The organism is Niallia sp. 03133 (assembly GCF_052663225.1).
In genome coordinates, this window is record NZ_JBQTCY010000013.1 from 107,171 (window position 1) to 129,674 (window position 22,504).

Annotated in this window: 19 protein-coding genes and 1 other annotated feature; of the genes, 12 read left to right on the forward strand and 7 right to left on the reverse strand. The window is 36.6% G+C overall.

The genetic code is table 11. From position 1 onward, the window contains the following. The first annotated feature begins 514 nt into the window (after positions 1 to 514). The 4 genes from ACTYBU_RS17860 (at position 515) to cysK (ending at position 3,859) form a co-directional block, all read left to right on the forward strand. Positions 515 to 859, forward strand: a complete 345-nt coding sequence (locus ACTYBU_RS17860; RefSeq protein WP_445491834.1) for a hypothetical protein — start codon at positions 515 to 517, stop codon at positions 857 to 859. 128 nt (positions 860 to 987) lie between these two features. Further along, a complete protein-coding gene (locus ACTYBU_RS17865; RefSeq protein WP_445491785.1) occupies positions 988 to 1,776 on the forward strand; it encodes an SDR family NAD(P)-dependent oxidoreductase in 789 nt (262 codons plus the stop codon). A gap of 760 nt (positions 1,777 to 2,536) precedes the next feature. Further along, the gene (locus tag ACTYBU_RS17870) at positions 2,537 to 2,647 is read left to right on the forward strand and encodes an ATP-binding protein (protein ID WP_445491786.1); all 111 of its coding nucleotides are present in this window, start codon (positions 2,537 to 2,539) and stop codon (positions 2,645 to 2,647) included. A gap of 264 nt (positions 2,648 to 2,911) precedes the next feature. Then, positions 2,912 to 3,859, forward strand: coding sequence for a cysteine synthase A (cysK, locus tag ACTYBU_RS17875; protein WP_445491788.1), 948 nt, complete (start codon positions 2,912 to 2,914; stop codon positions 3,857 to 3,859). A 607-nt stretch (positions 3,860 to 4,466) separates the two neighbouring features. On the opposite strand, the gene ACTYBU_RS17880 is transcribed toward cysK, so the two are convergent. Continuing rightward, entirely contained in the window at positions 4,467 to 5,240 is a 774-nt protein-coding gene (locus ACTYBU_RS17880; RefSeq protein WP_445491789.1) for an acetoin reductase, read from the reverse strand. A gap of 328 nt (positions 5,241 to 5,568) precedes the next feature. Next, positions 5,569 to 6,861, reverse strand: coding sequence for an amino acid permease (locus ACTYBU_RS17885; RefSeq protein ID WP_445491836.1), 1,293 nt, complete (start codon positions 6,859 to 6,861; stop codon positions 5,569 to 5,571). Positions 6,862 to 6,954: 93 nt separating this feature from the next. Then, positions 6,955 to 7,226 (reverse strand) — a binding site (T-box leader). Positions 7,227 to 7,518: 292 nt separating this feature from the next. On the opposite strand from ACTYBU_RS17885, the gene ACTYBU_RS17890 reads away from it, so the two are divergent. The 4 genes from ACTYBU_RS17890 (at position 7,519) to ACTYBU_RS17905 (ending at position 10,828) form a co-directional block, all read left to right on the forward strand. Then, positions 7,519 to 7,974 (forward strand): ferritin-like domain-containing protein, encoded by a 456-nt coding sequence (locus ACTYBU_RS17890; protein WP_445491790.1) that lies wholly within the window; start codon positions 7,519 to 7,521, stop codon positions 7,972 to 7,974. A 499-nt stretch (positions 7,975 to 8,473) separates the two neighbouring features. Next, complete coding sequence (locus ACTYBU_RS17895) at positions 8,474 to 9,238, forward strand: tyrosine-protein phosphatase (RefSeq protein WP_445491792.1); 765 nt, start codon at positions 8,474 to 8,476, stop codon at positions 9,236 to 9,238. Between the two features lie 502 nt (positions 9,239 to 9,740). Beyond that, a complete protein-coding gene (locus tag ACTYBU_RS17900; RefSeq protein WP_445491793.1) occupies positions 9,741 to 10,499 on the forward strand; it encodes a YdcF family protein in 759 nt (252 codons plus the stop codon). Positions 10,500 to 10,588: 89 nt separating this feature from the next. Beyond that, positions 10,589 to 10,828, forward strand: coding sequence for a hypothetical protein (locus ACTYBU_RS17905; RefSeq protein ID WP_445491795.1), 240 nt, complete (start codon positions 10,589 to 10,591; stop codon positions 10,826 to 10,828). A gap of 783 nt (positions 10,829 to 11,611) precedes the next feature. On the opposite strand, the gene ACTYBU_RS17910 is transcribed toward ACTYBU_RS17905, so the two are convergent. Both ACTYBU_RS17910 and ACTYBU_RS17915 read right to left on the reverse strand, forming a co-directional pair. Then, positions 11,612 to 12,106 (reverse strand): competence protein ComK, encoded by a 495-nt coding sequence (locus ACTYBU_RS17910; protein ID WP_445491796.1) that lies wholly within the window; start codon positions 12,104 to 12,106, stop codon positions 11,612 to 11,614. Between the two features lie 171 nt (positions 12,107 to 12,277). After that, positions 12,278 to 12,499: a helix-turn-helix domain-containing protein gene (locus ACTYBU_RS17915; RefSeq protein WP_445491797.1), complete on the reverse strand. Its 222-nt coding sequence runs from the start codon at positions 12,497 to 12,499 to the stop codon at positions 12,278 to 12,280. A 340-nt stretch (positions 12,500 to 12,839) separates the two neighbouring features. On the opposite strand from ACTYBU_RS17915, the gene ACTYBU_RS17920 reads away from it, so the two are divergent. From ACTYBU_RS17920 to ACTYBU_RS17930, 3 genes are all read left to right on the forward strand, one after another. Then, complete coding sequence (locus ACTYBU_RS17920; RefSeq protein WP_445491799.1) at positions 12,840 to 13,319, forward strand: sigma-70 family RNA polymerase sigma factor; 480 nt, start codon at positions 12,840 to 12,842, stop codon at positions 13,317 to 13,319. A gap of 338 nt (positions 13,320 to 13,657) precedes the next feature. Next, on the forward strand, positions 13,658 to 14,551 hold the full coding sequence (locus ACTYBU_RS17925; RefSeq protein ID WP_445491838.1) for an HAD family hydrolase: 894 nt from the start codon (positions 13,658 to 13,660) through the stop codon (positions 14,549 to 14,551). A 534-nt stretch (positions 14,552 to 15,085) separates the two neighbouring features. Then, positions 15,086 to 17,365, forward strand: a complete 2,280-nt coding sequence (locus ACTYBU_RS17930) for a glycosyltransferase (RefSeq protein ID WP_445491801.1) — start codon at positions 15,086 to 15,088, stop codon at positions 17,363 to 17,365. A gap of 91 nt (positions 17,366 to 17,456) precedes the next feature. Here ACTYBU_RS17930 and rarD read toward each other — a convergent pair whose 3' ends face one another. The 3 genes from rarD to ACTYBU_RS17945 all read right to left on the reverse strand — a co-directional run bounded on the left by rarD (position 17,457) and on the right by ACTYBU_RS17945 (position 20,017). Continuing rightward, on the reverse strand, positions 17,457 to 18,443 hold the full coding sequence (gene rarD, locus ACTYBU_RS17935) for an EamA family transporter RarD (protein WP_445491803.1): 987 nt from the start codon (positions 18,441 to 18,443) through the stop codon (positions 17,457 to 17,459). Between the two features lie 208 nt (positions 18,444 to 18,651). Further along, positions 18,652 to 19,671: a glycoside hydrolase family 5 protein gene (locus ACTYBU_RS17940; protein ID WP_445491805.1), complete on the reverse strand. Its 1,020-nt coding sequence runs from the start codon at positions 19,669 to 19,671 to the stop codon at positions 18,652 to 18,654. 97 nt (positions 19,672 to 19,768) lie between these two features. Beyond that, on the reverse strand, positions 19,769 to 20,017 hold the full coding sequence (locus tag ACTYBU_RS17945; RefSeq protein ID WP_445491807.1) for an Ig-like domain-containing protein: 249 nt from the start codon (positions 20,015 to 20,017) through the stop codon (positions 19,769 to 19,771). A gap of 139 nt (positions 20,018 to 20,156) precedes the next feature. Here ACTYBU_RS17945 and ACTYBU_RS17950 point away from each other — a divergent pair, with 139 nt between their 5' ends. Then, complete coding sequence (locus ACTYBU_RS17950; protein ID WP_445491808.1) at positions 20,157 to 22,436, forward strand: glycosyltransferase; 2,280 nt, start codon at positions 20,157 to 20,159, stop codon at positions 22,434 to 22,436. Positions 22,437 to 22,504: the final 68 nt, after the last annotated feature.

The window sequence follows — 22,504 nt, forward strand, 5'->3', positions numbered from 1 at the left end:
ATGGGGGCAGACCCCTAGCAAAGACAATTGGATAATTTGTCTCTCTTGGGAGGACAAAAATAGGAATAACCATGTTTCTGATATAGGATGATGGTTATTTCTTTTTGTGTTCAAGATTATTTTCTCGAATAATCCAGTACTAGACCTAGATAGGATAAACATTTCAATGAACGGAGCTATGGACTAACTTTAGGTCACAGTGAGAGCGACTGAGCAATGTCGCACCATATAGCGGGTGGTATTCCCGCCGAGTTATGTAAGCAAAAAACCATCCTCTCCTAGAATTTAGGAGCCTGACCCCCAATGCATTAAAGCATCACCGTACTGGGGGTCAGGCTCCCAAATTAGGCTCCCAAATTAAAATGTATACTGCTTTATGGTAGCTTATTTTCCGCATGTTATAATAGGGTTAAGCTAGTTGAGTATGGAATTAGATTGGAGTAAAAACAGTCTAATATATAAAATATACTTACTATTAGGAGTTGAATTTATGTTTAATCGGATTCTAAATAAAATGATTTCCGCACAAGAAACTGAAGCTGAAGTAGATAATATATATGCTATTTTACCCCCTCCAGGAACCATTATTGGGGAGGCAACGGAAGAAGAGATGGAAAAGGCAGCAGAGCTTGAAATTAGATATACGGCTTTCATGCGATTACAAGAAATGAATATACAATTTGATGGTGTGTCTTATAAAGAACTGTTAAAAGAGTTTCAAGACTTTGAAACGGAGTCAATTAGATTTTGGAGAGGTGTTGCAAGACGCTTAGCAGTTCCATATGAATGGCCCATCAGAATTGACCATGCAAACGGTCCTATTTATCTAGGAGAACACGATATACATATGGAAGAATAGAAGAAGAGAAAGAAGATTGATAATAGTTATGGGTGCAATTAAGTAAGCAAATTCCCACAATATGTTTATTTACTCTGATAACAGGAAACATGCATTAGAGATGAACATTTAAAGGGGATGGAAACGATATGAGTTATGGTTTACAAGATAAGGTCGCTATTGTAACAGGCGCAAATGATGGAATTGGTCTTGCTACGACAAAGGCATTATTACAAGAAGGGGTAAAAGTGGTAGCTGCCAGCTTAAATGTAGACGATATAAAGGATTTAGCAAATAGCGATACTTTTCTTCCACTAGCAATCGACTTAACAAAGGAAAATGAGAGTAAAAAATTAATAGATGCTGCTATTAAACATTTTGGAAAAATTGATATTCTTGCCAATATAGCAGGCATTGCCATCTATAAAGAAAGTTTTTTAGATGTAACCGATGAAGATTGGGAAAAAACATTTGCAACAAATGTTTTTGCTGTTGCACGACTAACAAAAGAAGCTATTCCATATTTACGAAAACAAGCAGGAGCAAGCATTGTTAATATTGCATCAGAAAGCGGACACGTACCTGATGACTTTGCAATCGATTATAGTGCCAGTAAGGCGGCCGTGTTAAATTTAACACAAGCACTTGCCAATGAATTTGGTGATGAAATACGTGTTAACGTTGTATCACCTGGTCCAACAAGAACAAGCATGTGGAACAAACCAGGCGGCATGGTAGATATGTTAGCTGAGAAATTTAATAAAGAACGGGAAGAAGCGGTCTCTTATTTTGCAAAAGAAGTTCGTAAAATTCCCCGCGGTTCTATTGGAAAACCAGAAGAAGTTGCAAATGTTATACTCTTTTTAGCATCCAATAAAGCTGCCTATGTAAACGGCGCAGAATTCCCAGTAAACGGCGGTTCTGTTCGCTATAAATAGATAATAATATATGGTTCTGGAGCCTGCCCCCCACTACGGTGATGCTTTAATGCGATGGGGGGCAGGCTCCAGACTTTTGTATGAGAATTATTAAAGTGTAACTTTAATAATGCTGATTATACAATGGAAGAATGATGATTTATACTAACCCTATCGGAATAATATAAATAAGAAATAAATGAAAGGATGGTTTAGACAATAGTGCTCTAAGAAAGAAGTATAATGGACCCATAAATCTAGACACGAAATAAGGAGATGCTAAAGTAGGTTTATGACAAAAAGAAATCGGTATACACCAGAGTTTAAATCTCAAATCGTGCTAGAAATATTAAGATTAGGTCACAGTGACGACCCGAAGTGCCTCGAGATTTGTCGAATATTGATAGATTAGAAGTGCGATAGTTGGATTTGTTGTGCTTCTTTCTTTAATCCATTTTTTGTAATGTCATGGCAGGATTTTGGCTTATTTTGTAGAATAGTAGTGTTTTTCGTTCCTATGTTCTAAAAGGGAACGCTCCTGTTTTAAACCTCAATGGATTTCCTCTTTATTTTTTATCTCCATGTATTTATTTTAAATGAATCCTACTTCTTATGTTGCTGTTATTTAAAAATTTTAAATTGGAGGCGGATGTATGATTGTTAAAGTTTCTAGTATTCCCAGCAGATCGAAGGTCAAGAAAGTTTATTCTTGCATCCCTGTGCCTCTCCAATCGAGCAACTGTCACAAAATGTTGACTCTCATCAAAAGGATTTCTGTCATGTGATCGGGCATGAACAAGCGAAACGAGCACTAGAAATTGCTGCTGCTGGGGAGCATAATGTACTTATGAGTGGCCCGCCAGGAAGTGGAAAGAGTTTGATGCAATGGTGAATTCTGATTCGATGAGGGGCTGAAATCAGAGCTTTTGGGGACTAGGATGATAAAAGTTTAATAAAAAACAACCAAGCACAACGATAATCCAACTATTGTACTTGCAATCTATCAACCTTCGATAAGTTTCGGTAATATTCGGGACGTCACTGTGAAAGAACATAAAAAATTTTAAAAACTCATACTTGTTTTTTTTCCCAAATAGTAGTAAAGTTTATTTATCCGATAAGGTAAATCGGGATTAAAATTGTTGGAGGAATGAAAATGGTAACTAAACTAGAAAATGTTGCGACTAATTTAACTCAGCTTATTGGGAATACACCTTTGCTAGAGCTTGTGAAATTTAATGAAACGAACAATGTTGGAGCTAGAATTATTGCCAAATTAGAGTATTTTAATCCCGCTGGAAGTGTAAAAGATAGAATTGGACTTGCGCTGATTAAAGATGCAGAAGAGAAGGGGTTAATTAATAAAGATTCGGTTATTATTGAACCTACAAGTGGTAACACTGGCGTTGCCTTAGCATTTGCAGCAGCAGCATTGGGGTACAAACTCATTATTACCCTTCCTGAAAGCTTTAGTATTGAACGTCGAAAATTACTTATTGCTTTAGGGGCGGAGCTAGTTTTAACACCAGCAGCTGATGGTATGCCTGGTGCGATTAAAAAGGCAGAAGAATTGGCTGCGGAAACTCCTAATTCTTATATTCCTCAACAATTTAAGAATCCAGCCAACCCAGAAATTCATAAAAAAACAACAGCAGAAGAAATTTGGAAAGATACAAATGGAGAAGTAGACATTTTTGTAGGTGGAGTAGGAACAGGTGGTACGATTAGTGGAGTAGGAGAAGTGTTAAAATCGAAAAAAAGTTCTGTGCAAGTTATTGCAGTAGAACCTTCTAGCTCTCCAGTTCTATCTGGTGGTTCAAAGGCTCCACATAAAATTCAAGGAATTGGACCAGGCTTTGTACCAGATAATTTCAATCGATCTGTAGTAGATGAAATTTATACTGTTTCAAATGAGGATGCTTTTGAAACAGCTAAGCAATTAGCAAGAAATGAAGGCCTAATTGTAGGTATTTCATCAGGTGCAGCAGCATTTGCAGCCGTTCAAATCGCAAAACGACCAGAAAATGCAGGCAAAACAATTGTCGTCCTACTACCTGATACAGGTGAAAGATATTTATCAACAGAATTGTTTCCAGCAGAGTAACACAAGGTCATAGGGACTATCCAAAGTATCGAATTTTCATTTACGAGAAGTGCAACAGCTTAATTGTTGTGCTTCTTTCTTTTTGTTCTTTTTTGTCTATGGGTCAGACCCTCAAAAAAAGACAAAGGAATTAATAGTTGTAATTGCCTTTCTCTGCAAATTTTAAGGACTAGGATAACAAAAATTCAATAAGAAACAAACAAACACAACAATTCAGCAGTTGCACTTACAATCTATGAATCTTCAACAAATTTTGAGGAGCTTCGGGGTGTCACTGCTGAAAAAGATATAATCTTCACCCCATCCCCATCTAGGGCGTCCTTTCTTTCTATGCGATACTCTCCTACAAGAAATACTAGGAGGTTTTGCTGGCAAGATCAGAATAAAGAAAAGCATAGAAACAACGAATGAAAGTTTAGCAAGCTAGTGGATTTTAAATAGTGGATTAAAAGGTTTGAAGGATTGACAAGTGCAGATGGACGTGCGGATTTCGTATGATGCGATGGTAGGTTTTTATTGCCCATGCTACCTCATCTGTAGCATTCATTGGTTCAGCTAACCATCAGTGTTGGATGAAGAAAAACCTTCACTGGTGGTTAGTTGAATTTTATCTATAAACTAAACCACCATCCGTTAAGATAGCTTGACCTGTAATATAATCGGATGCATCTGAAGCTAGGAAATTGACAAGATTCGCTACATCTTCTGGTGTTTGATAACGACCTAAAGCAATACCGCTTGAGTATTTTTCAAATGCTTCACCAGGTTTTAGGTTTTTATCGTATTTTACCATCTCTTCGTCAATACGATCCCACATTTTTGTTTTAGCAATACCAGGGCAGTAAGCATTTACTGTAATCTGATGCTTCGCTAGTTCTTTTGCAGAAACATGTGTAAATGATTTTACAGCATGTTTGGTAGCGGAGTAAGTGCCTAGCATTTCAAATGATTCATGCCCTGCAATACTGCAAGCATTAATAATTTTCCCTTTTGACCCTTGTTTAATAAATTGTTGAGCCGCGGCTTGTGTTCCAAATACTACCCCATTAACATTTATGGAAAATAAACGATTTAATTGTTTTTCATCAATTTCTAATAGTGGGGTAACGGCATCGATGCCGGCATTGTTGACAAATACATCTAATCTTCCGAATTGTTCTACCGCTTTTGAAACTAATTGGAATTGATCCTCGCGTTTTGAAACATCACCTGCAACAGCGATTGCTTCAAAGCCTTCCGATTTAAATTCTTCTAAAGCAGACTGAAGTAACTCATTATTAATATCGTGAAGTACTACTCTAAAGTCGTTTTTAGCTAAGAGTTTAGCTATTCCCTTCCCAAGTCCACCTGCAGATCCTGTTATAATTGCTACTTTGGTCATAATAAAACCCCCGTCTATATGTAGGATGTACTACCGCATTAATTGTAAACCTCTGTAAAAATTATTGCAATTATTTACAGTTAATAATTGGTATTTTACTAGAGCGATAGTGAAAAACAATGGCGACAAGCACTGCAAAATGATAAACATAATAATTAGTATGTTGTAAGAAGGACTTTTGACTTTAACATCACGACTCCTTATGACTCTCCCTGCTGATGAGTAAACGTCAAATAGCCCCCAGCCGGATGTGGAGGTGGGGACTATTTGACGTTTATATAGCTACAAGCACTTAAAGAATCGCTATAAGTACTTGTATCGTTTTTTGTTATTTCTTTTTTATAAAATAAAAAGCAGTAATTACTAAATAGATTGTTAGTGTAATGAAGGTAATCATTATTTTTGTTGTCATAATAACACCAACTAATATGGCCAACAAGAAAATAATGGCGATAAGGGTAGTGATTGGGAATTTCCTTTTCTCCGTACTATTCTGTTTCATCCTTGATTTAAAATGAGCCGTGGCAATGATTAACCAAATGAAAAGAACGGTATAGCCTAATGACCCCATTAAGTAATTAAATGTATTTTCCCCTGCAATAATAGAAATTAATACACCGATATAAAGAGAAGAAGTACATAGTAAAATTGCATAGGTTGGTACTTTTTTTATCGATAACTTACTGAATATCTTGGCAATAGTGCCATCTACTGATTGTGTATAAATAACGCGGGATGAGGCATACAATCCAGAATTCATGGATGAAATAAGTGCTAATAAGATAACACCATTCATAATATCAGCCGCGTAAGGAATGCCTAATAAATGAAAGACTGTAACAAAAGGGCTTTCTGCTGCCTTATTTACCTGATTCCAAGGAATAAGGCTGACAATAATAAAGAATGGCAATAGATAGAAAGCGACAATTCGTGTTAATGTGCCACGAGCAGCTTTTGGTATTACCTTTTCCGGGTTTTTCGTTTCCCCTAATGTCACTCCAATCAATTCAGTTCCACCGTATGAATAAATAACGACTAACATGGCAGTAACTAAACCGCCTATTCCATTCGGGAAAAATCCACCATGTTTTGTTAAATTAGATACACCAACCGCTTCATGGCTGCCGGTAGTAATAAACATTAAAAATAAACCTGCAATAATAAAAATAATAATGACACTGATTTTAAGAAGAGCTAGCCAATATTCTGTTTCTGCAAATATTTTTACCGATAATAAATTTACTATCGTAACAGCAACCGAAATAATGAGAGCTAATGCCCAAATAGGGTACTGAGGAAACCAGTATTGTAAAAATAAAGCAGCAACGATCGCTTCTGCCGCAATGTTTAATACCCACATTTTCCAATAAATCCAGTCTAAGAAATAAGCTGGGTAGGATCCAATGGCTGGTTTAATAAGATCATGAAATGTTCTTGCTTGTCTATTTTTAATTGTCATATCAGCGATGCCTTGCATAATGAAAAGCAAGATCATTCCTCCTAAGAGGTAAGCAAGTAATACAGCTGGACCAGCCATATCGACTGCTACACTGCTTCCTTTAAATAATCCTGCTCCGATTGCACCGCCCAATGCCATCATCATAATATGCCGTGTAGTCATTGTGCGTTTTAATGTCTTGTCTTGTTGTGTACTCAATTTCTTTCTCCCTCCAAAAAAAAATCGTCTCTTATCTTATATATATATAAATATAAGATAAGAGACGATGAGATTTAACTTACCGCGGTACCACTCTTATTAATTCTAACGCATTAGAATTCACCTTTACTAGTACATGTAACTATACTAATACCTTGTAACGAAGGTAAACCGTTAAATTAGGAAAAGAAAACAAAGGCTTTTATTTATCTTTTACTAATTTACCGCTCCTGGACAAGTTCAAAGTGTCATTGGACTGCGTTTCACCACCCCGCAGCTCTCTTAACCTAACGAATCAATCTTTTACTACTCCCACTCAAAGCGTATTCATTATAACATCAAAGATAATAAGTGATTTATTAGGTCCTGTCAATACAAAATCAATTAATACAATATTTACCTGCTTTTGCAATTGGCAAATTTGGCTATATGTATACGTGTTGTTCTGAACAGGGGCTATGGGGAAAATACGATCATGCAAAGGGAGTAAGTGGTTCTGATTTTGGAGTCTGCCCTCCTAGTACGGTGATGCTTGAATGTACCGGGGAACCAGCTTCAATGTTTATCCCTTTTTATAACGGGTACTTATTAAATATAGAAAAACGAAAGGGTGATTTTTTTATGGAACAAAAAATGAAAGAGCTGATCGATGATTTAAATATAGATCTTGCTAATGAGTATGCTGCTGTTATTCAATATACATATTATGCAGCGACTATTAAGGGGATTCACTATGAAATGTTCAAACCATTTTTTGAAAAAGAGATCCCTGACGAACAAGGTCATGCACTGTACTTATCTGAAAAAATTTCCACATATGGTGGTACACCAACAACAACTCCGGCTCCTGTTAAACAAGTGACGGAATTAAAGGATATGCTTATGGAAGCACGCAAAGCAGAACAAGATACGATTCAACGATATAAAACTCGTATTGAACAAGCGGAAGAATTGGGCTTAAAAGAGCTGGCTATTAAATTAGAAGATTTGATTGTAGATGAGACAGAGCATTTTGAGCGTATGGAACGTATTTTACAAGATGCTAGATTCCAACGCGAGTTTGCCCATCAAGAATAAATTTTGGAGTCTGCCCCCCAGTATAGTAATGCTTTAATGAATGGGGGGACAGGCACCAAAAATCAGTCCTATGAGAAGCAAGGAAATCATCAGCAATAGTTAAAAAAGATTTTTTAGAAGGAAAGGAGCTGACAGGGAATCTTGTTGGCTTCTTTTGCTTTACCATGCATTGAGGCCTCCTTTTATTCCCCAAATAAGCAGCCAATAAGGAATTTCTTCCATCTATTTGAAATAACTTTTAAGATATATATATAATTGATAAAGTAATGATACAAAGAAAAATCTAACATTTATGCAACAGCGAACTATCACTTCGATAAAGTGAACCTTTCCATCATTGGGGGGGTTCTTCATCCCCCACCTAGCTTCTTCGATTCCTCAGCATCCCCGAGGTGGGGGTCTTACTGCTCGTTAAGTGTGGGATAAATAGATTTGCTGCGTTTTTTCTAAAATAAATAGTATAATAGAATAATAGGAAAAAGGGAGGGGAACTTGAATAATGATTGATATTCATTGTCATATATTGCCCGGTATAGATGATGGGGCAAAAACAATAGAGGATAGTTTAGCGATGGCGAAAGCTGCAGCGGAAGAAGGCATTAAAACGATTGTCGCGACACCTCATCATCGAAACAATCAATACAACAACAAAAAAGAAGAGATTTTGCAAGGTGTTGAAGCGTTAAATAAGGTGCTTGTACAAGAAAACATGCCGCTTACCATCTTGCCGGGACAAGAAGTACGCATCTTTGGAGAAGTATTGGAAGACTATCAAAAAGGAGAAATACTGACACTGAACCATACGAAATATCTTTTTATTGAATTCCCATCCTCTTCTGTACCGAGATATGCAGAAAGACTGCTATACGATATCCAGACACAAGGCATCATTCCCATTATCGTCCATCCTGAGCGAAATAAAGAACTGCAGGAAAAACCAGAATTAATGTACAAGCTTGTCCAAAACGGCGCACTGACACAAGTAACAGCAGCAAGTGTCTGCGGTTCCTTTGGCAAAAAGGTAAAACAATTTTCTGAACAGCTAATCGAAGCGAATTTAACTCATTTCATCGCATCCGATGCCCATAATACCACAACCCGAACCTTTAAAGTGAGGCAGGCATTCGACGAAATCGAAGCAGTATTTGGTACCGACTATGTCTACCTATTTACAGAAAATGCAGAGCTGTTGATAGAAGATAAAAATATTTATAAAGAAATACCACAGCCTATAAAAAGGAAGAAGTTTTTGGGGATATTTTGAGGATATTCCCAGAAACTTCTTCCTTTATTGTCGTCTAGGAAATTATAAACGAGATAGAGTTGTGGATAACTTAGCAGTTTGGTCCGCGTCCAGCTCCAGCGCCTATCGCCTATCAAACTTCAGGTCGTCTCCCTACGATAAGTCAACATCGATTCGCTATCGCTCATCGTGTTTCCTTTATCTCAGTCGAAGCCTTTCCAGTTTGTACGGCGATGATCAAGGCGCTTGCGCTTTTGTTCTTAAATGGAGAGACGGACTTATGCCACGATAAAGGATGAAAGTCTTAGTTCTACAATATGTTTTTAGGAAAAACTCTTCCAAACAAAATAAATCTAATGATTCAACAAATTGTTTATTTCTCCTTCTTCTGTATAAAAAACTCTAACTTTTGGTCATAGGGACTATTCGTTATAATAAAGTAATAAAAAATAGAGCAAGTAGTATAGGATAGATTTAATAGAGTAATCACCAAAATATTTACAAATAAAAGGAAGTGTACCATTTGTTATATCTATTAAAAATTATTTATGGCTTTTTGCTTCCTCCAGGATTATTTATAACATTGTTATTATTGCTTAGTATTTGGTTTTTTTATAAGAAAGTTTCTTACTTTAAAATAATGCTGCTCCTTACATTCATTGTATATATTTTTTCCATCCCATTAACAGGTGATCTTTTAATAAGATCCTTAGAAAACAACTATAAACAGCCTAATGAAATAAAAGGGGATGTTATTATTATGTTAGGTGCTGGCGCCGTTAGTGGAGTACCAGATATCGATGGGGAAGGACAGCTAAGAGGATCTGCTGCTAACCGCTTAATCACCACAGCGAGGCTTTATCGTCTTACTGGCTTGCCCATTATTGTTTCCGGTGGACAGGTTTTCGAAGATTACGGCAATGAGGCGGAAATTGCCAAACGACAATTAATCGGTTTAGGGATTCCATCAGAAAAAATTTATGTGGAAAATAAAAGCTTAAATACGGCGGAAAACGCACAAAATTCCAAAGAGATATTGTTGGAAAAAGGTTTCAAACGTCCTATTTTAGTAACTTCAGCCTTTCATATGGATCGATCTGTAAAGAATTTTTCCCAAATAGGCATAACCGTTCAACCATATCCAACCGATTATTTAGCAAGTTTAACTAGCAGCTTATATGCAAACAAATTTGTTCCTTCTAACTTAACCAATGTTAATCTAGCTTTAAAAGAATATCTAGGGAATTTAGCTATCTATATGAAGCATCTTTTTAGTAATTGAAAAGAAAGATTTTTTATGATCATTTTGTGAACTAACAGGAATATTCACCTATGAACAAGAACTCTTCTTATAAAAGGAGGAGGGATTATATGTTAACTGTTAGGTTGCTAAAGCGATTAAAATACTATGACCGATTAATTTATTGTCCGGTATGTAGGAAACCCTTTAGTTTAGGGGATGAACTAAATATGGATATAGGTAATACGTTAACGCATAAAGCTTGCTTCAATCCACTGAGGAATAAAGATAGCGGCACTTATAGAGAAATAATAGAGAAATATCCGGATTATTTTCCGCTTGAGGATGAAAAAGAGGAATATATATATTAGGAGATAGGAAAGGATAGCCTACATAGATCCCTTTCTTATGAACTCCCAATGACCTTCATGCCTCTCCTCATTTAATAAAGAGTTATCTCTCCTAACAAGAGAGTATAACTCTTTATTCCATTACTATCATCTAGAACAAACAAATTCTATCTTTTTAACAATTCTTCATTTAACTTTGCTATTATATTTTCCCCCAAAATATAAAATGAAATCCAAATGAAAAAATAAATAACGATAAAGTGAACCTTTCCATCAGCGGGGGTTTTCTTCATCCCCACCGATGGTTAGTTGAACTTATCGGATATTTACGTGCAGTTATCCACCACCTAGCTTCCTCGATTTCTCGGCATCCCCGAGGTGGGGGTCTTTGCCCGTTAAGAGTGGGATAAAAAGTGTAAGCCTATCCAATCGATTCGCTAACGCTCATCGTGTTTCCTTTATCTCACTCGATTCAGTCCAGCTTTTTTCGTCGATGAGCAAGGGCGCTTGTGCTTTTCTTAGACAGTTCAGTGAATACTTAAGGGACAGAGTTGGCGTTTTACTTCCTATGCACGTCTCATTTTCAGCTCGATTAAATGATAGATACACTATCATACGCTGGCAGAAGCCCTCTATTTTTCCATTATTTAATTGGGAAAATAGTCAATTCACAATCTGTAGCGTTTGTTTTTGAAAAAATGATGAATCGTTGTATGTTAATAGATTGGAATTATTTTAAGGACAAGAAGCAATATAATAAAAACTAAAATAGTGTTAAAAGATGAAAAAGTAAATCTCAAGTTTTCAACTGATAGAAATGGAAGGATCATCCCCACCTAAATCCTTGATACACTTCCATGTTCGGTACATTTGTTTATCAAGGGTATACGGAGATTCTTTTATTGGAAGCTCTTGACCATTTTTAAAAACAACGATAGAGCGGAATTCTTTAGGAGTAGAATGGTTTGGCTTTTGGATGCATTCAACATGGTGGAAGAAAATCCAAGAGCAGTTTATATGACTGGGAGACTTGGTTGGAAAGGCGTAAATTTGTTTTGTCTCGTTAATTGGAATCGGAATTTTGTTTTTTTCACCAAGCAGGTAAATTACATACGTTCGACGACCTCTGTAGTCGGCTCCGCCTTTTATGGCAGCTTTTTCAATCAGCTTTAGGGCTGTTTGCTTAACAAACAGTATTTGATTTACTTCTAATACAATCGTATCGTATTCGTGATGGAATGCTGGCAAAAGCGCCATTGTTTTTTCATTGATATCATAATCGGATAAGATAGTGGTCATATTAGCTCCTTTTTTGTTCGTATTTTGTGATCTAGTGATCTAAGATAAAAAGATTTCAGTGTTAGCTTGTTAAAAGGATAAGTATTTCTAAAAGTTTACATAAAGCAATAGGTTAGTTTATTTATTTTTGAAAATTCAGATAATATTACTTGTACGCCTACTCATTACAATCTACTTCATCCTTTTTTTCTCTTTTCTTAATAAACTATCTAAGGGATTAAACTGGAGTACTATGCACAAAACACTAATAGTATGATAGGATGGCTTTACCTCTCCCCGTTCAATTTTTCCTAAATGATTAGGTGTGATATTCGTCTTTTCTGCTAGTTTTGCCAATGATAAATTCCTTTTCCTTCTCGCCTCTCTAATTTGTTTCCCTACTGAAATTGTCATAAGCTTTTCCCCTCCAATTAATAGTTCTTTTTATCTATATAGTTATTATCTGATAAAATGGAAAAATTTCTACATTTTATAGAAATGAATTTGTTAACAAAATGTGACAATTAGTTAAAAATACCTTGTTTAACCACTTTTTTCTCCTTTTTAAGGTTTTTTCTTGCTGTTCTTGCAATTTCATCTGTCCATTTATTACGTTTACAGCGAATTTGCGTTTTATTTTTCTCCTTTTTCCGTTAAACGTAGCGTTTCTGCTTTCGCTCGTCTTTTCTTTTTCCTGTAATTTAGAACGTACCTAGGAATAACAAGAAAAGCGCTTTTCTAGAAGGATAGGAAAATGGAACTTGCTAGTTTTGAAGAGTTGGTCGAACAGTATTCCCCGATGATTCAACATATGATCAATAAACTATCTATTTACAAAAATAAGGGAGAATTCTTTCAGATTGGATTAATTAGTATATGGGAAGCAACCAATACTTATCAGCCAGAGAAAGGAAAATACAGCAGCTACCTCTACCGACATATGTGGGGACGATTTGTTGATGAATTAAAAAAACAAACAAAAGACCAAGAAAGACATGTGCATCCAGAAGAAGAATTTTGGTTGATGATAGAAAGCCCAAGCCTCTATACGGAAGAAGAATATGCCATTAGACAACTGTGCAAACCGTTAACAGACTGCCAAACCAAATGGGTCATCTACACGATCATCCATCAGATGACCATTAGAGAAATTGCCGAAAAAGAGAATGTTTCGCTATCTGCTGTTAAGGGCTGGAAGAAGGGGGCGGTGGAGAAGTTAAGGATGGTGTTGTAGGCAGCCTCAATAGATGGAAGATTAGATTAATTAAGTCTAAGATTGTAGACACAGAGTTTCTACCGCGCTTTCGCATATTTTGGAGGTATATTTATCCCACTCTTAACGGGCAGTAAGACCCCCACCTCACTCAAGATGCCGAGAAATCGAGGTGGGGGATAACTGCCCGTAAAGGTCCGATAAGTGCAACTAACCATCAGTGGGGGATGAGGAAAAACCCCCACTGATGGAAGTTTACTTTATCCAGTAAAATCCATAATAACAAATTTTCACATGGAGATTAAAAAAGGCAACGTGTATACTGGAGAAAGTAAATTCTTTATAAAAACTAGGGGGGAATAGTAGTGTTGCAGCCTAAGGCAATTTTTTTAGATATGGATGGGACGATATTAAATCATTATAATGAGGCAAGTATTCATACAAAAGAAATCATTGATGACTTGCGAAAAAAGGGAATATACGTTTTTATCGCTACAGGCAGAGCGATTAATGAAATAAAGAAGGTAGTACCACCAGGTTTTGAAGTGGATGGGATGGTTACTTCGAATGGGATGACTGGGTATGTAGGAGATGAAGTATTATTCGAACATTCTCTTGATATTGGATTGGTGGAAACCGTTATTGAGAAGGCAAGAAATAGTAAGGTTTATTATGAGCTTTTCCCATATGAGGCATCTCGTATAACATTAAAACAAGATAAACAGTATATGGAAGAAGAAATGAGAGAGCCGAAGCCAGATAGTGTCGGAATTAATGAATGGATGTCCCGTCAACAAGCAATAGAAAAAAACATAGACTGGAAGGATAAGGTAGAGGGAACGAAATTTTCGAAATTTTATTTCTTTGCAAGAACGAAGGAGCATATTAATCAATGGATTAATGAACTAAATCAATTAAAGAAAGAAATAGACTTTACTATCTCTACATCTTCGGATCATAATGTTGAATTAATGGTTGCGAATGTGAACAAAGCTACAGGCATTCAACAGATGTTAAAACGATTTAATTTGTCAGAGGAAGAAACGATGGGAATTGGTGATAGTAACAATGATATACCGATGCTTAAATTTGTTAAATTTCCTGTGGCGATGAAAAATGCACCAGATTTCATTAAAGATTTAGCTGTTGACGTAACCGAATTCACATGCGATGAAGATGGAGTATACCATTATCTTCGTTCTAGATTTCAATCGTTGCTTAATGGGACTGAATCGGGTTACGTAAAAGCATAAACGAAGGGTGCCTGACCATCACTGTTTTAAAGTATAAAAGCCTTGCGTAGTTTTTCTGCAAGGCTTTTTGTCTTATCATGAAAAGTTTTTATTCGCTCTGAAAATTTCCTTGATTATTTTATTTTTAATACTTGTGCTTATCGAAATATGATAAATGGAGAACCGAATACGAACCAAAGAATGATATTAAGCAAAATGGTTAATCCAATACTTATGATAATACTCATGAAGCAGCCGCTAGCCTTCATCCGTCCACCTCTTCCTATTTAGTATTATTGGTTTAACCAATTAAAGGTAAATTGAAACATAGTATTCATTTTAGTAGTTATTTGAGTCCCATTATAAAGATTCAATCATTTACTGAATCGCTATTTTCTTCTTGATGCCTACTATTCCTAATCTTTCATAACCATTTTCCTTTTTCTTATTCCAAGAATGGTAATCACCTAATAATTTCATAATGTTATAGATGCAATAATAATATATAATAAGAGAATAATTTTATATAGGACAACATCAGGGGGACTAATACACATGTTTGATTTCTTGTATGATTATTATCCTTTTATTATATTGCCCATTATTATCCTATTATTTTTGGGAAGTAAAGTAACTGGACTTGTAAAAAAGCCACTTATTATCATTTGTTTACTTACAAATGCACTCTATATCATATGGCGTTTGTTTTTTACCTTGCCTTCATCTGATCCATTTAGTATAGCAATCGGTATTTTGCTGATCGTAACGGAGGTAATCGGTTTTCTCCAAATTATTGTGTTTTATATACTTCTTTGGAAACCGGTTCCTCAAAGGAAATCATCGTTGGATGGGTTTGATAAGCTTCCTTCTGTGGATATTTTTATCGCAACCTACAATGAGCCTGCTACAATCTTAAAGCGGACAATTGCTGGATGCACTAATCTAGCATATCCGAAAGAACTTCTCAACATCTATATTTGCGATGATGGGAAAAGGAAAGAGATAAAGAAGCTTGCTGAGGAATTCTCGGTGCATTATATGATTCGTCCTGACAATAAACATGCGAAAGCAGGGAACCTTAATCATGCGATGGCACATTCTACGGGAGATCTAATTGTCACAATGGATGCGGATATGGTTCCATTTCCACACTTTTTAGAAAAAACAGTAGGTTTTTTCAAAAAGAAGAAAGTAGCGTTTGTTCAAACTCCGCAGGCTTTTTATAATGCGGATCCATATCAGTTTAATATGTTCTCCAACACGAATATCCCAAACGAACAGGACTTTTTTATGCGAACATTACAGGCTGGGAAAGATCGGTTTAATTCTGTAATGTATGTGGGAAGCAATGCCATCTTTCGCCGGACTGCTTTGGAGGAGATTGGAGGATTTGCCACGGGAGTCATTACAGAGGATATGGCTACAGGCATGATGATTCAACGGAAATTTCGTTCCGTTTTTGTCCGTGATGTATGTGCAGTTGGATTGGCGCCGGAAAGCTGGCTCGATATGTTAAAGCAGCGGGATCGCTGGTGTCGAGGCAATATTCAATGTGCAAGAAAATGGAATCCATTAACCTTGTCGGGGTTATCTTTGATACAGAGAATTTTATATTTTGATGGCATTCTTTATTGGTTTTTTGGTGTGTATAAAATGATTTATATGCTCGCGCCTTTATTGTTTTTATTATTTGGCATTCATAGCTTAAATGCGAACCTTTCTTCTTTATTCGTCTTTTGGCTGCCGTCTTTTTTAAGCTCATATCTTGCTTTCCGGATCATTTCCAATGGAAAACGAAGTATGACATGGTCCCATATCTATGATATGACAATGGCTCCGCACCTTGCTAATTCGGTATTATCGGAGCTGCTATTTAAAAAGCGGCTGGACTTTAAGGTGACGCCAAAAGGCATGCAATCCGATACTAGAAGTTTTGCCCTGATGTCTGTGATGCCGCATATGCTATTTATTGTGATGACGGTTATCGCACTGGTTAAAATTTCAGTGGATTACTTTGTTTTTGATTCTTTTAATATGAATTTAACCATTATTAATCTTTTTTGGACATTGTTTAATTTTGTCGGTTTAATTATGGCTATTTTCATCGCTTTTGAACGTCCTAGATTTCGAAATTCAGAACGGTTTTTAATAAAAAGAGGATTACAAGTCTCCTTGCATGATGAAACGAAGCTTGCAGCAGCAGCATTAAAAGATATAAGTGATGCAGGTGCTCGTATTGAGCTGCCAATAGATCAATATAAACAGCTGGAAGGTAGTATCCAAACACTAGAAATAGAACCGATTGGTATGATTCCTTGCAAAGTTACATGGGTTTCGCCATTTACCGATCGAGTGGAAATTGGGTTGAAATATGATGGAATATCGATTGATCAGTATAAGGAAATCATAAAATTCATCTACAATGGATCGATCATTAAACAAATTGAAAAAGAAAAAGGCTCCAATGTTCTTTTTACCGTTTTTCGTTTTCTAAAAGCATCAAAGAAAATACCGCAGTCGTTTAAACGGCAACATCTGCGGGAAGAAATGAAAAGCATCGGTCACTTTATGCCATCCAACCTGAACAGGGAGGTAGCAGCATCTTTAGAATCGTATAAAGAAACCTCCAAATTTCGTGAAGATTCATATACGATTCAGTTGGTAGATATTAGTGTGGCTGGTTGCCAAATTAAAGTAGAGCACCCCCTTGAGGTAGAACAAATCATTACGGTTTCTTTTCCAGATATGGATATGGAACGTCTTGCAAATGTTAAATGGATTCGGAAGAAAAAGAGAAATGAATATGCTGTAGGGCTGCAGTTTGTGGCCAACTAAAATAGATACGGTAAGTATAAAAGAGATTCGAGGTGTCGTTATGGTGCATTTCGAATCTCTTTTTCATTCCATAATATATAGAGAGAAAATTTCAATAAAATTTCTGGTCTTTATTATCATGGGGATAAAGGCGATTCATAAATTTAGTCGTTTTACTATTGCTTGAAGAAAAAGAGAAAAGAGCGAGAGAAAACCAAATGAAAACAAAGGAGATCCATTGAGTCAAAGTGATGGAATTTTTAAATATAAATAACCCCAAAAGAAAGGTGATGCTTGGAGTAATATATTGGAAAAATCCGATAGTAGTTAAGGAAAGTCTTTTTGAACCTTCTGTGAACCATAGTAGTGGTAACGCAGTAAGGATGCCTGCACCAATTAGTAATAAGGTTAAAGGAAGGGTGGAACCAAAATATATATTATTGGTTCGTTGTAAAAACAAGAACAAAAGCAAAGCGAATGGGGTGGCCATCATGGTTTCTAAACACATTCCGACTAATGTATCAAGCTTGATATATTTTTTCGCCAATCCATATACTCCTGAAGTAGCAGCTAAAGATACAGCGATCCATGGAATTTTGCCAAAGTCATAGGTAATAACTAACACCCCTAAAAAAGCCAATATAATGGATAGACAAGCTCCTTTGTTGATTTTGTCTTTTAATACAAGGACTCCAATCATCATGCTGACTATAGGGGTTATGTATAGCCCAAAACTTGCCTCCATTATATGACCGAAGTTGACAGCCCATATATAAATAAGCCAATTTGCGCTTATCGATAGTGTGGCCGCAAAAATATAAATCAATTGTTTGACGTTTGAACGATAATCTTTTAGCAGGGAGAAGAAGATCGATCGCTTTTTCGGCTGAAAGAACATAATAAAAAATAGAAAAAGAAATCCCCAAAAAATCCGATGAATTAATATTTCTACGGAGGAGACTGTATCTAAGATGTTCCAATACAATGCTAAAAATCCCCAAAGCAGATAGGCAAAGGAAGTATAAATGTAACCTATAATTTTTTCTAGACTACTGGAAGCACTATTGTTTTCTTTCCCTTTTTGATTATGTTCCGTCATATTCTTCACCTTTCTTTTCTTATCTAAAATAGGAGTATCGCAGCTAGTTTAATAGGACAGAGGAAACATAAAGAAAGCATCATTGAAAATAGTTTTAACAAGGGTTCAATAGATAAGATGAAATGCATCCATTGTATCTATTGAACCCTATTTTTCATTTTTTCATTCTAGCTGTATTAACGAAAACAAAGAGATAATCAGTTTTATTTTAAGGCAGCAATGTCCGCAGCATGTTTTCATCCCATTCACCAGTTTTGGGATCATAGATTCCAAAATGGGAAGCAAGCTCCCAATACCCCCAGCTGAATCCAAAATCTTCTGCTTGTTTTCGAACTTCTTCCGTCCAGCGCAATCGAGATTCATATGGAGCTTGTTTGTTTGCGCCAAATTCACCGAGATAGATGGGAACATCATGCTCATCTGCCCATTTTTTAACGAGCGTAAAGCGCATTTTTATATGGTTTTGTTCGTTTGCATCTCCATTCCAATCGAGATTATGGACATCGGGGAAGCCGAGATAAGGGTTGCTTTGGAATGTAAAATTGCTTGGTTCATAATAATGGAAAGAAACTATTAGATTTGGATCATCCGGTAAACGAAGCGCTTCGAGCCTATCTATCGAATAGTAGTTGTCTGGTCCAACCATGATTTGGCGATCCGGGTTTGTTTTTCGAATAACAGAGATTGCTTCCGCCAAATAAGTATTCCACAATTCTCCTTGGAGATTGTCTTTTGGTTCATTGAGAATTTCAAATATCAACTTAGATGGATAATCCTGATAACGAACAGAAAGCTGCTCCCATATTTTGATAAAACAATCATGATACTGCTCCGGATTTTGCATGATTTCATCAAAGTGGTGAAAGTCTAAAATGATGGTTAAGTTATTCTCCAATGCTTCCTTTATGTAAGAATCTATTTGTTCCATAAAGGAAGCGTCCAATTCATAATTTGGTGCGTTTTTGCCATAATCGGAAAAACGTACAGGCAGCCGGACCGTATCAAACCCTGCGTTTTTAATCGCTTTAAAATACTCGGCTTTCATCGTAACATCCCACGGATTATCCCGCGGAGCATCCAGTGCATTTCCAATATTTATTGATCGAAACATTACTTGCTTCCTCTCCTTATGTTGGTAATAGAGAAGAAGAGACAAAAGCAGCAAGCTGCACAATAGTGTAAAAAGAATGATTCTGTTCTTTCTTTGTCGATTCTTTGGTTTTGTCATGCTTCCTCCCTATTTGCTGATTTTTTTTGTGAAAATAATATTATCATTACCTTTTCCTGCCTGTCTTGGTACATATTATTATAGGATAAACTCATCATTAGTAGTTATGATAACGTATTTTTTGCTTTTCTTCCTTTTTTGCCATGGTTCTAAATATTTTAGCTGTCCCTACACCAAAAGCCGTTACTTTTCCTTTACTATCTACTTTTGCCACTATAGTGTTGGAAGATTTCCATTTTACCCCACTCTTAACGGGCAGTAAGACCCCCGCCTCAAGATTCCGAGAAATCGAGGAAGATAGGTGTTGAAACTTGCCCGTAAAGGTCCGATAAGTGCAACTAACCATCAGTGGGGGATGAGGAAAACCCCCACTGATGGAAGTTTACTTTATTATTTCCTTCTTTTCGCCTTCTCAAAAGTTTCAGCCTGTTATCGAAGTGATAATAGATAGTATACTTATATAAAGGGGGGGGGGACATCTATCCATGGTTGATTTCTTAACGGAGTATTATCCTTTTATTATTTTGCCTGTTATTCTTTTCTTATTTTTAGGAAGCAAGTGGACGAAAAAGGTAATAAAGCCGCTTATTATCGTTTGTCTGCTTACAAATGCACTCTATATCGTTTGGAGATTATTTTTTACTTTGCCAGCATCTGATCCAATTAGTATAGTAGTCGGTATTTTACTGCTTCTAACGGAGGTAATTGGTTTTTTACAAATCATTGTGTTTTATACCCTTCAATGGAAGCCAGTTCTTCAAAGGAAATCTTCACTAGAGGGGTTTGATCAGCTTCCTTCTGTGGATATTTTTATCGCAACCTATAATGAGCCTGCTTCTATTCTAAAGCGGACCATTGCTGGATGCACCAATCTAGCGTATCCAAAAGAGCTTATTACTATTTATATTTGCGATGATGGAAAAAGGAAAGAGATACAGCTGCTTGCGGAAGCATTCTCTGTTCATTATATGATTCGTCCTGATAATAAGCATGCGAAAGCAGGGAACCTTAACCATGCGATGGCGCATTCTACTGGAGATCTTATTGTCACGATGGATGCAGATATGGTGCTATTTCCATCCTTTTTGGAAAAAACAGTCGGATTTTTCAAAAAGAACAGGGTAGCGTTTGTCCAAACGCCGCAGGCTTTTTATAATGCGGATCCTTATCAGTTTAATATGTTCTCGAATGTCAATATCCCAAATGAACAGGACTTTTTTATGCGGACATTGCAGGCTGGGAAAGATCGCTTTAATTCTGTTATGTATGTAGGAAGCAATGCTATTTTTCGTCGTACAGCTTTGGAGGAGATTGGAGGATTTGCGACAGGAGTTATTACAGAGGATATGGCTACAGGCATGTTAATTCAACTGAAGTTTCGCTCTGTTTTTGTTAGTGATGTGTGTGCCGTGGGATTGGCACCGGAAAGCTGGCTCGATATGTTGAAGCAGCGGGATCGCTGGTGCCGGGGGAATATTCAATGTGCAAGAAAATGGAATCCATTGACTTTGCCGGGCTTATCCTGGATGCAGAGAATACTCTATTTTGATGGCATTCTTTACTGGTTTTTTGGTGTATATAAAATGATATATGTACTCGCGCCTTTATTGTTTTTACTGTTTGGCATTCATAGCTTAAATGCGACGCTTTCTTCTATATTTGTTTTTTGGCTGCCATCATTTTTAAGCTCGTATCTTGCTTTTCGGATAATTTCCAAAGGAAAACGAAGTATGACATGGTCTCACATCTATGATACGACAATGGCTCCCCATATTGCTTATTCTGCTTTATCGGAGCTGCTTTTGAAAAAGCGGTTGGAATTTAAGGTAACTCCGAAAGGACAACAGTCGGATTCAAGAAGCTTTGCCCGCTCTTCTGTTAGACCACATGTGATATTAATTGTGTTGACGGTTAGCGCATTGATTAAAGTTTCTGTTGATTATTTTGTCTATGGTTCCTTTAATAAGAACTTAACGCTTATTAATCTTTTTTGGACATTATTTAATTTCGGCGGCTTAATTATGGCCATTTTTCTTGCCTTTGAACGTCCTCGGTTTCGAAATTCAGAGCGATTTTCCATTCGCAGAGGGTTTCAAGTTTCCTTGCATCACCAAACACAGCATCATCAAGCAATTTTAAAAGATATTAGTGATTCGGGAGCTCGTATTGAAATGCCTGTTGATCGTTATAAACAGCTCGATGGGATTCTGCAAACAATAGAAATAGAACCAATCGGTAGGATTCCTAGCAAAGTAACATGGGTTTCACCACTTCATAATCGAGTGGAAATAGGATTGAAATTCGATGACATATCAGTTGATTTGTATAGAAAGATTATAAAATTTATTTACAATGGCTCGATTGTTAAACAAGTTGAGAAAGAAAAAGGCTCCGATCTTTTTTTTACGGTTGTTCGTTTTTTAAAAGCATCGAAGAAAATACCGCAATCGTTTAAACGCCAGAATTTGCGAGAAGAAACGAACAGCACCGGTCAGCTTATTCCTTATGTGCTAAACAAGGAAGTAGCTGCTTCGTTGGAATCATATGAAGAAACCAGCATGTTTCATAAGGATTCTTATGAGATACAGCTGATTGACCTTAGTTCCACTGGCTGCCAAATTAGTGTGCAGAATCCCCTTGAGATAGAACAAATCATTGCTGTTTCTTTTCCGAATATGGATATCGAACGTCTTGCATCTGTTAAATGGGTTCGGAAGAAAAAGAAAAATCATTATACCGTTGGCTTGCAGTTTGTTGCCAGCTAGGTTTTGGGAGCCTGACCCCCAGTGCGGTAACGCTTTAAAGTATTGGGGGTCAGGCTCCATGTATTAAT

Excerpts from the sequence above, each read along its gene's own strand:
- ACTYBU_RS17940 (WP_445491805.1), bottom strand. The coding sequence starts at position 19,671 with ATGACAAAACCAAAGAATCGACAAAGAAAGAACAGAATCATTCTTTTT.
- ACTYBU_RS17880 (WP_445491789.1), bottom strand. The coding sequence starts at position 5,240 with ATGACCAAAGTAGCAATTATAACAGGATCTGCAGGTGGACTTGGGAAG.
- cysK (WP_445491788.1), top strand. The coding sequence starts at position 2,912 with ATGGTAACTAAACTAGAAAATGTTGCGACTAATTTAACTCAGCTTATT.
- ACTYBU_RS17945 (WP_445491807.1), bottom strand. The coding sequence starts at position 20,017 with ATGGTTAGTTGCACTTATCGGACCTTTACGGGCAAGTTTCAACACCTA.
- ACTYBU_RS17865 (WP_445491785.1), top strand. The coding sequence starts at position 988 with ATGAGTTATGGTTTACAAGATAAGGTCGCTATTGTAACAGGCGCAAAT.
- ACTYBU_RS17950 (WP_445491808.1), top strand. The coding sequence starts at position 20,157 with ATGGTTGATTTCTTAACGGAGTATTATCCTTTTATTATTTTGCCTGTT.
- ACTYBU_RS17890 (WP_445491790.1), top strand. The coding sequence starts at position 7,519 with ATGGAACAAAAAATGAAAGAGCTGATCGATGATTTAAATATAGATCTT.
- rarD (WP_445491803.1), bottom strand. The coding sequence starts at position 18,443 with ATGACGGAACATAATCAAAAAGGGAAAGAAAACAATAGTGCTTCCAGT.
- ACTYBU_RS17905 (WP_445491795.1), top strand. The coding sequence starts at position 10,589 with ATGTTAACTGTTAGGTTGCTAAAGCGATTAAAATACTATGACCGATTA.
- ACTYBU_RS17860 (WP_445491834.1), top strand. The coding sequence starts at position 515 with ATGATTTCCGCACAAGAAACTGAAGCTGAAGTAGATAATATATATGCT.
- ACTYBU_RS17895 (WP_445491792.1), top strand. The coding sequence starts at position 8,474 with ATGATTGATATTCATTGTCATATATTGCCCGGTATAGATGATGGGGCA.
- ACTYBU_RS17910 (WP_445491796.1), bottom strand. The coding sequence starts at position 12,106 with ATGACCACTATCTTATCCGATTATGATATCAATGAAAAAACAATGGCG.
- ACTYBU_RS17915 (WP_445491797.1), bottom strand. The coding sequence starts at position 12,499 with ATGACAATTTCAGTAGGGAAACAAATTAGAGAGGCGAGAAGGAAAAGG.
- ACTYBU_RS17930 (WP_445491801.1), top strand. The coding sequence starts at position 15,086 with ATGTTTGATTTCTTGTATGATTATTATCCTTTTATTATATTGCCCATT.
- ACTYBU_RS17920 (WP_445491799.1), top strand. The coding sequence starts at position 12,840 with ATGGAACTTGCTAGTTTTGAAGAGTTGGTCGAACAGTATTCCCCGATG.
- ACTYBU_RS17885 (WP_445491836.1), bottom strand. The coding sequence starts at position 6,861 with ATGACTACACGGCATATTATGATGATGGCATTGGGCGGTGCAATCGGA.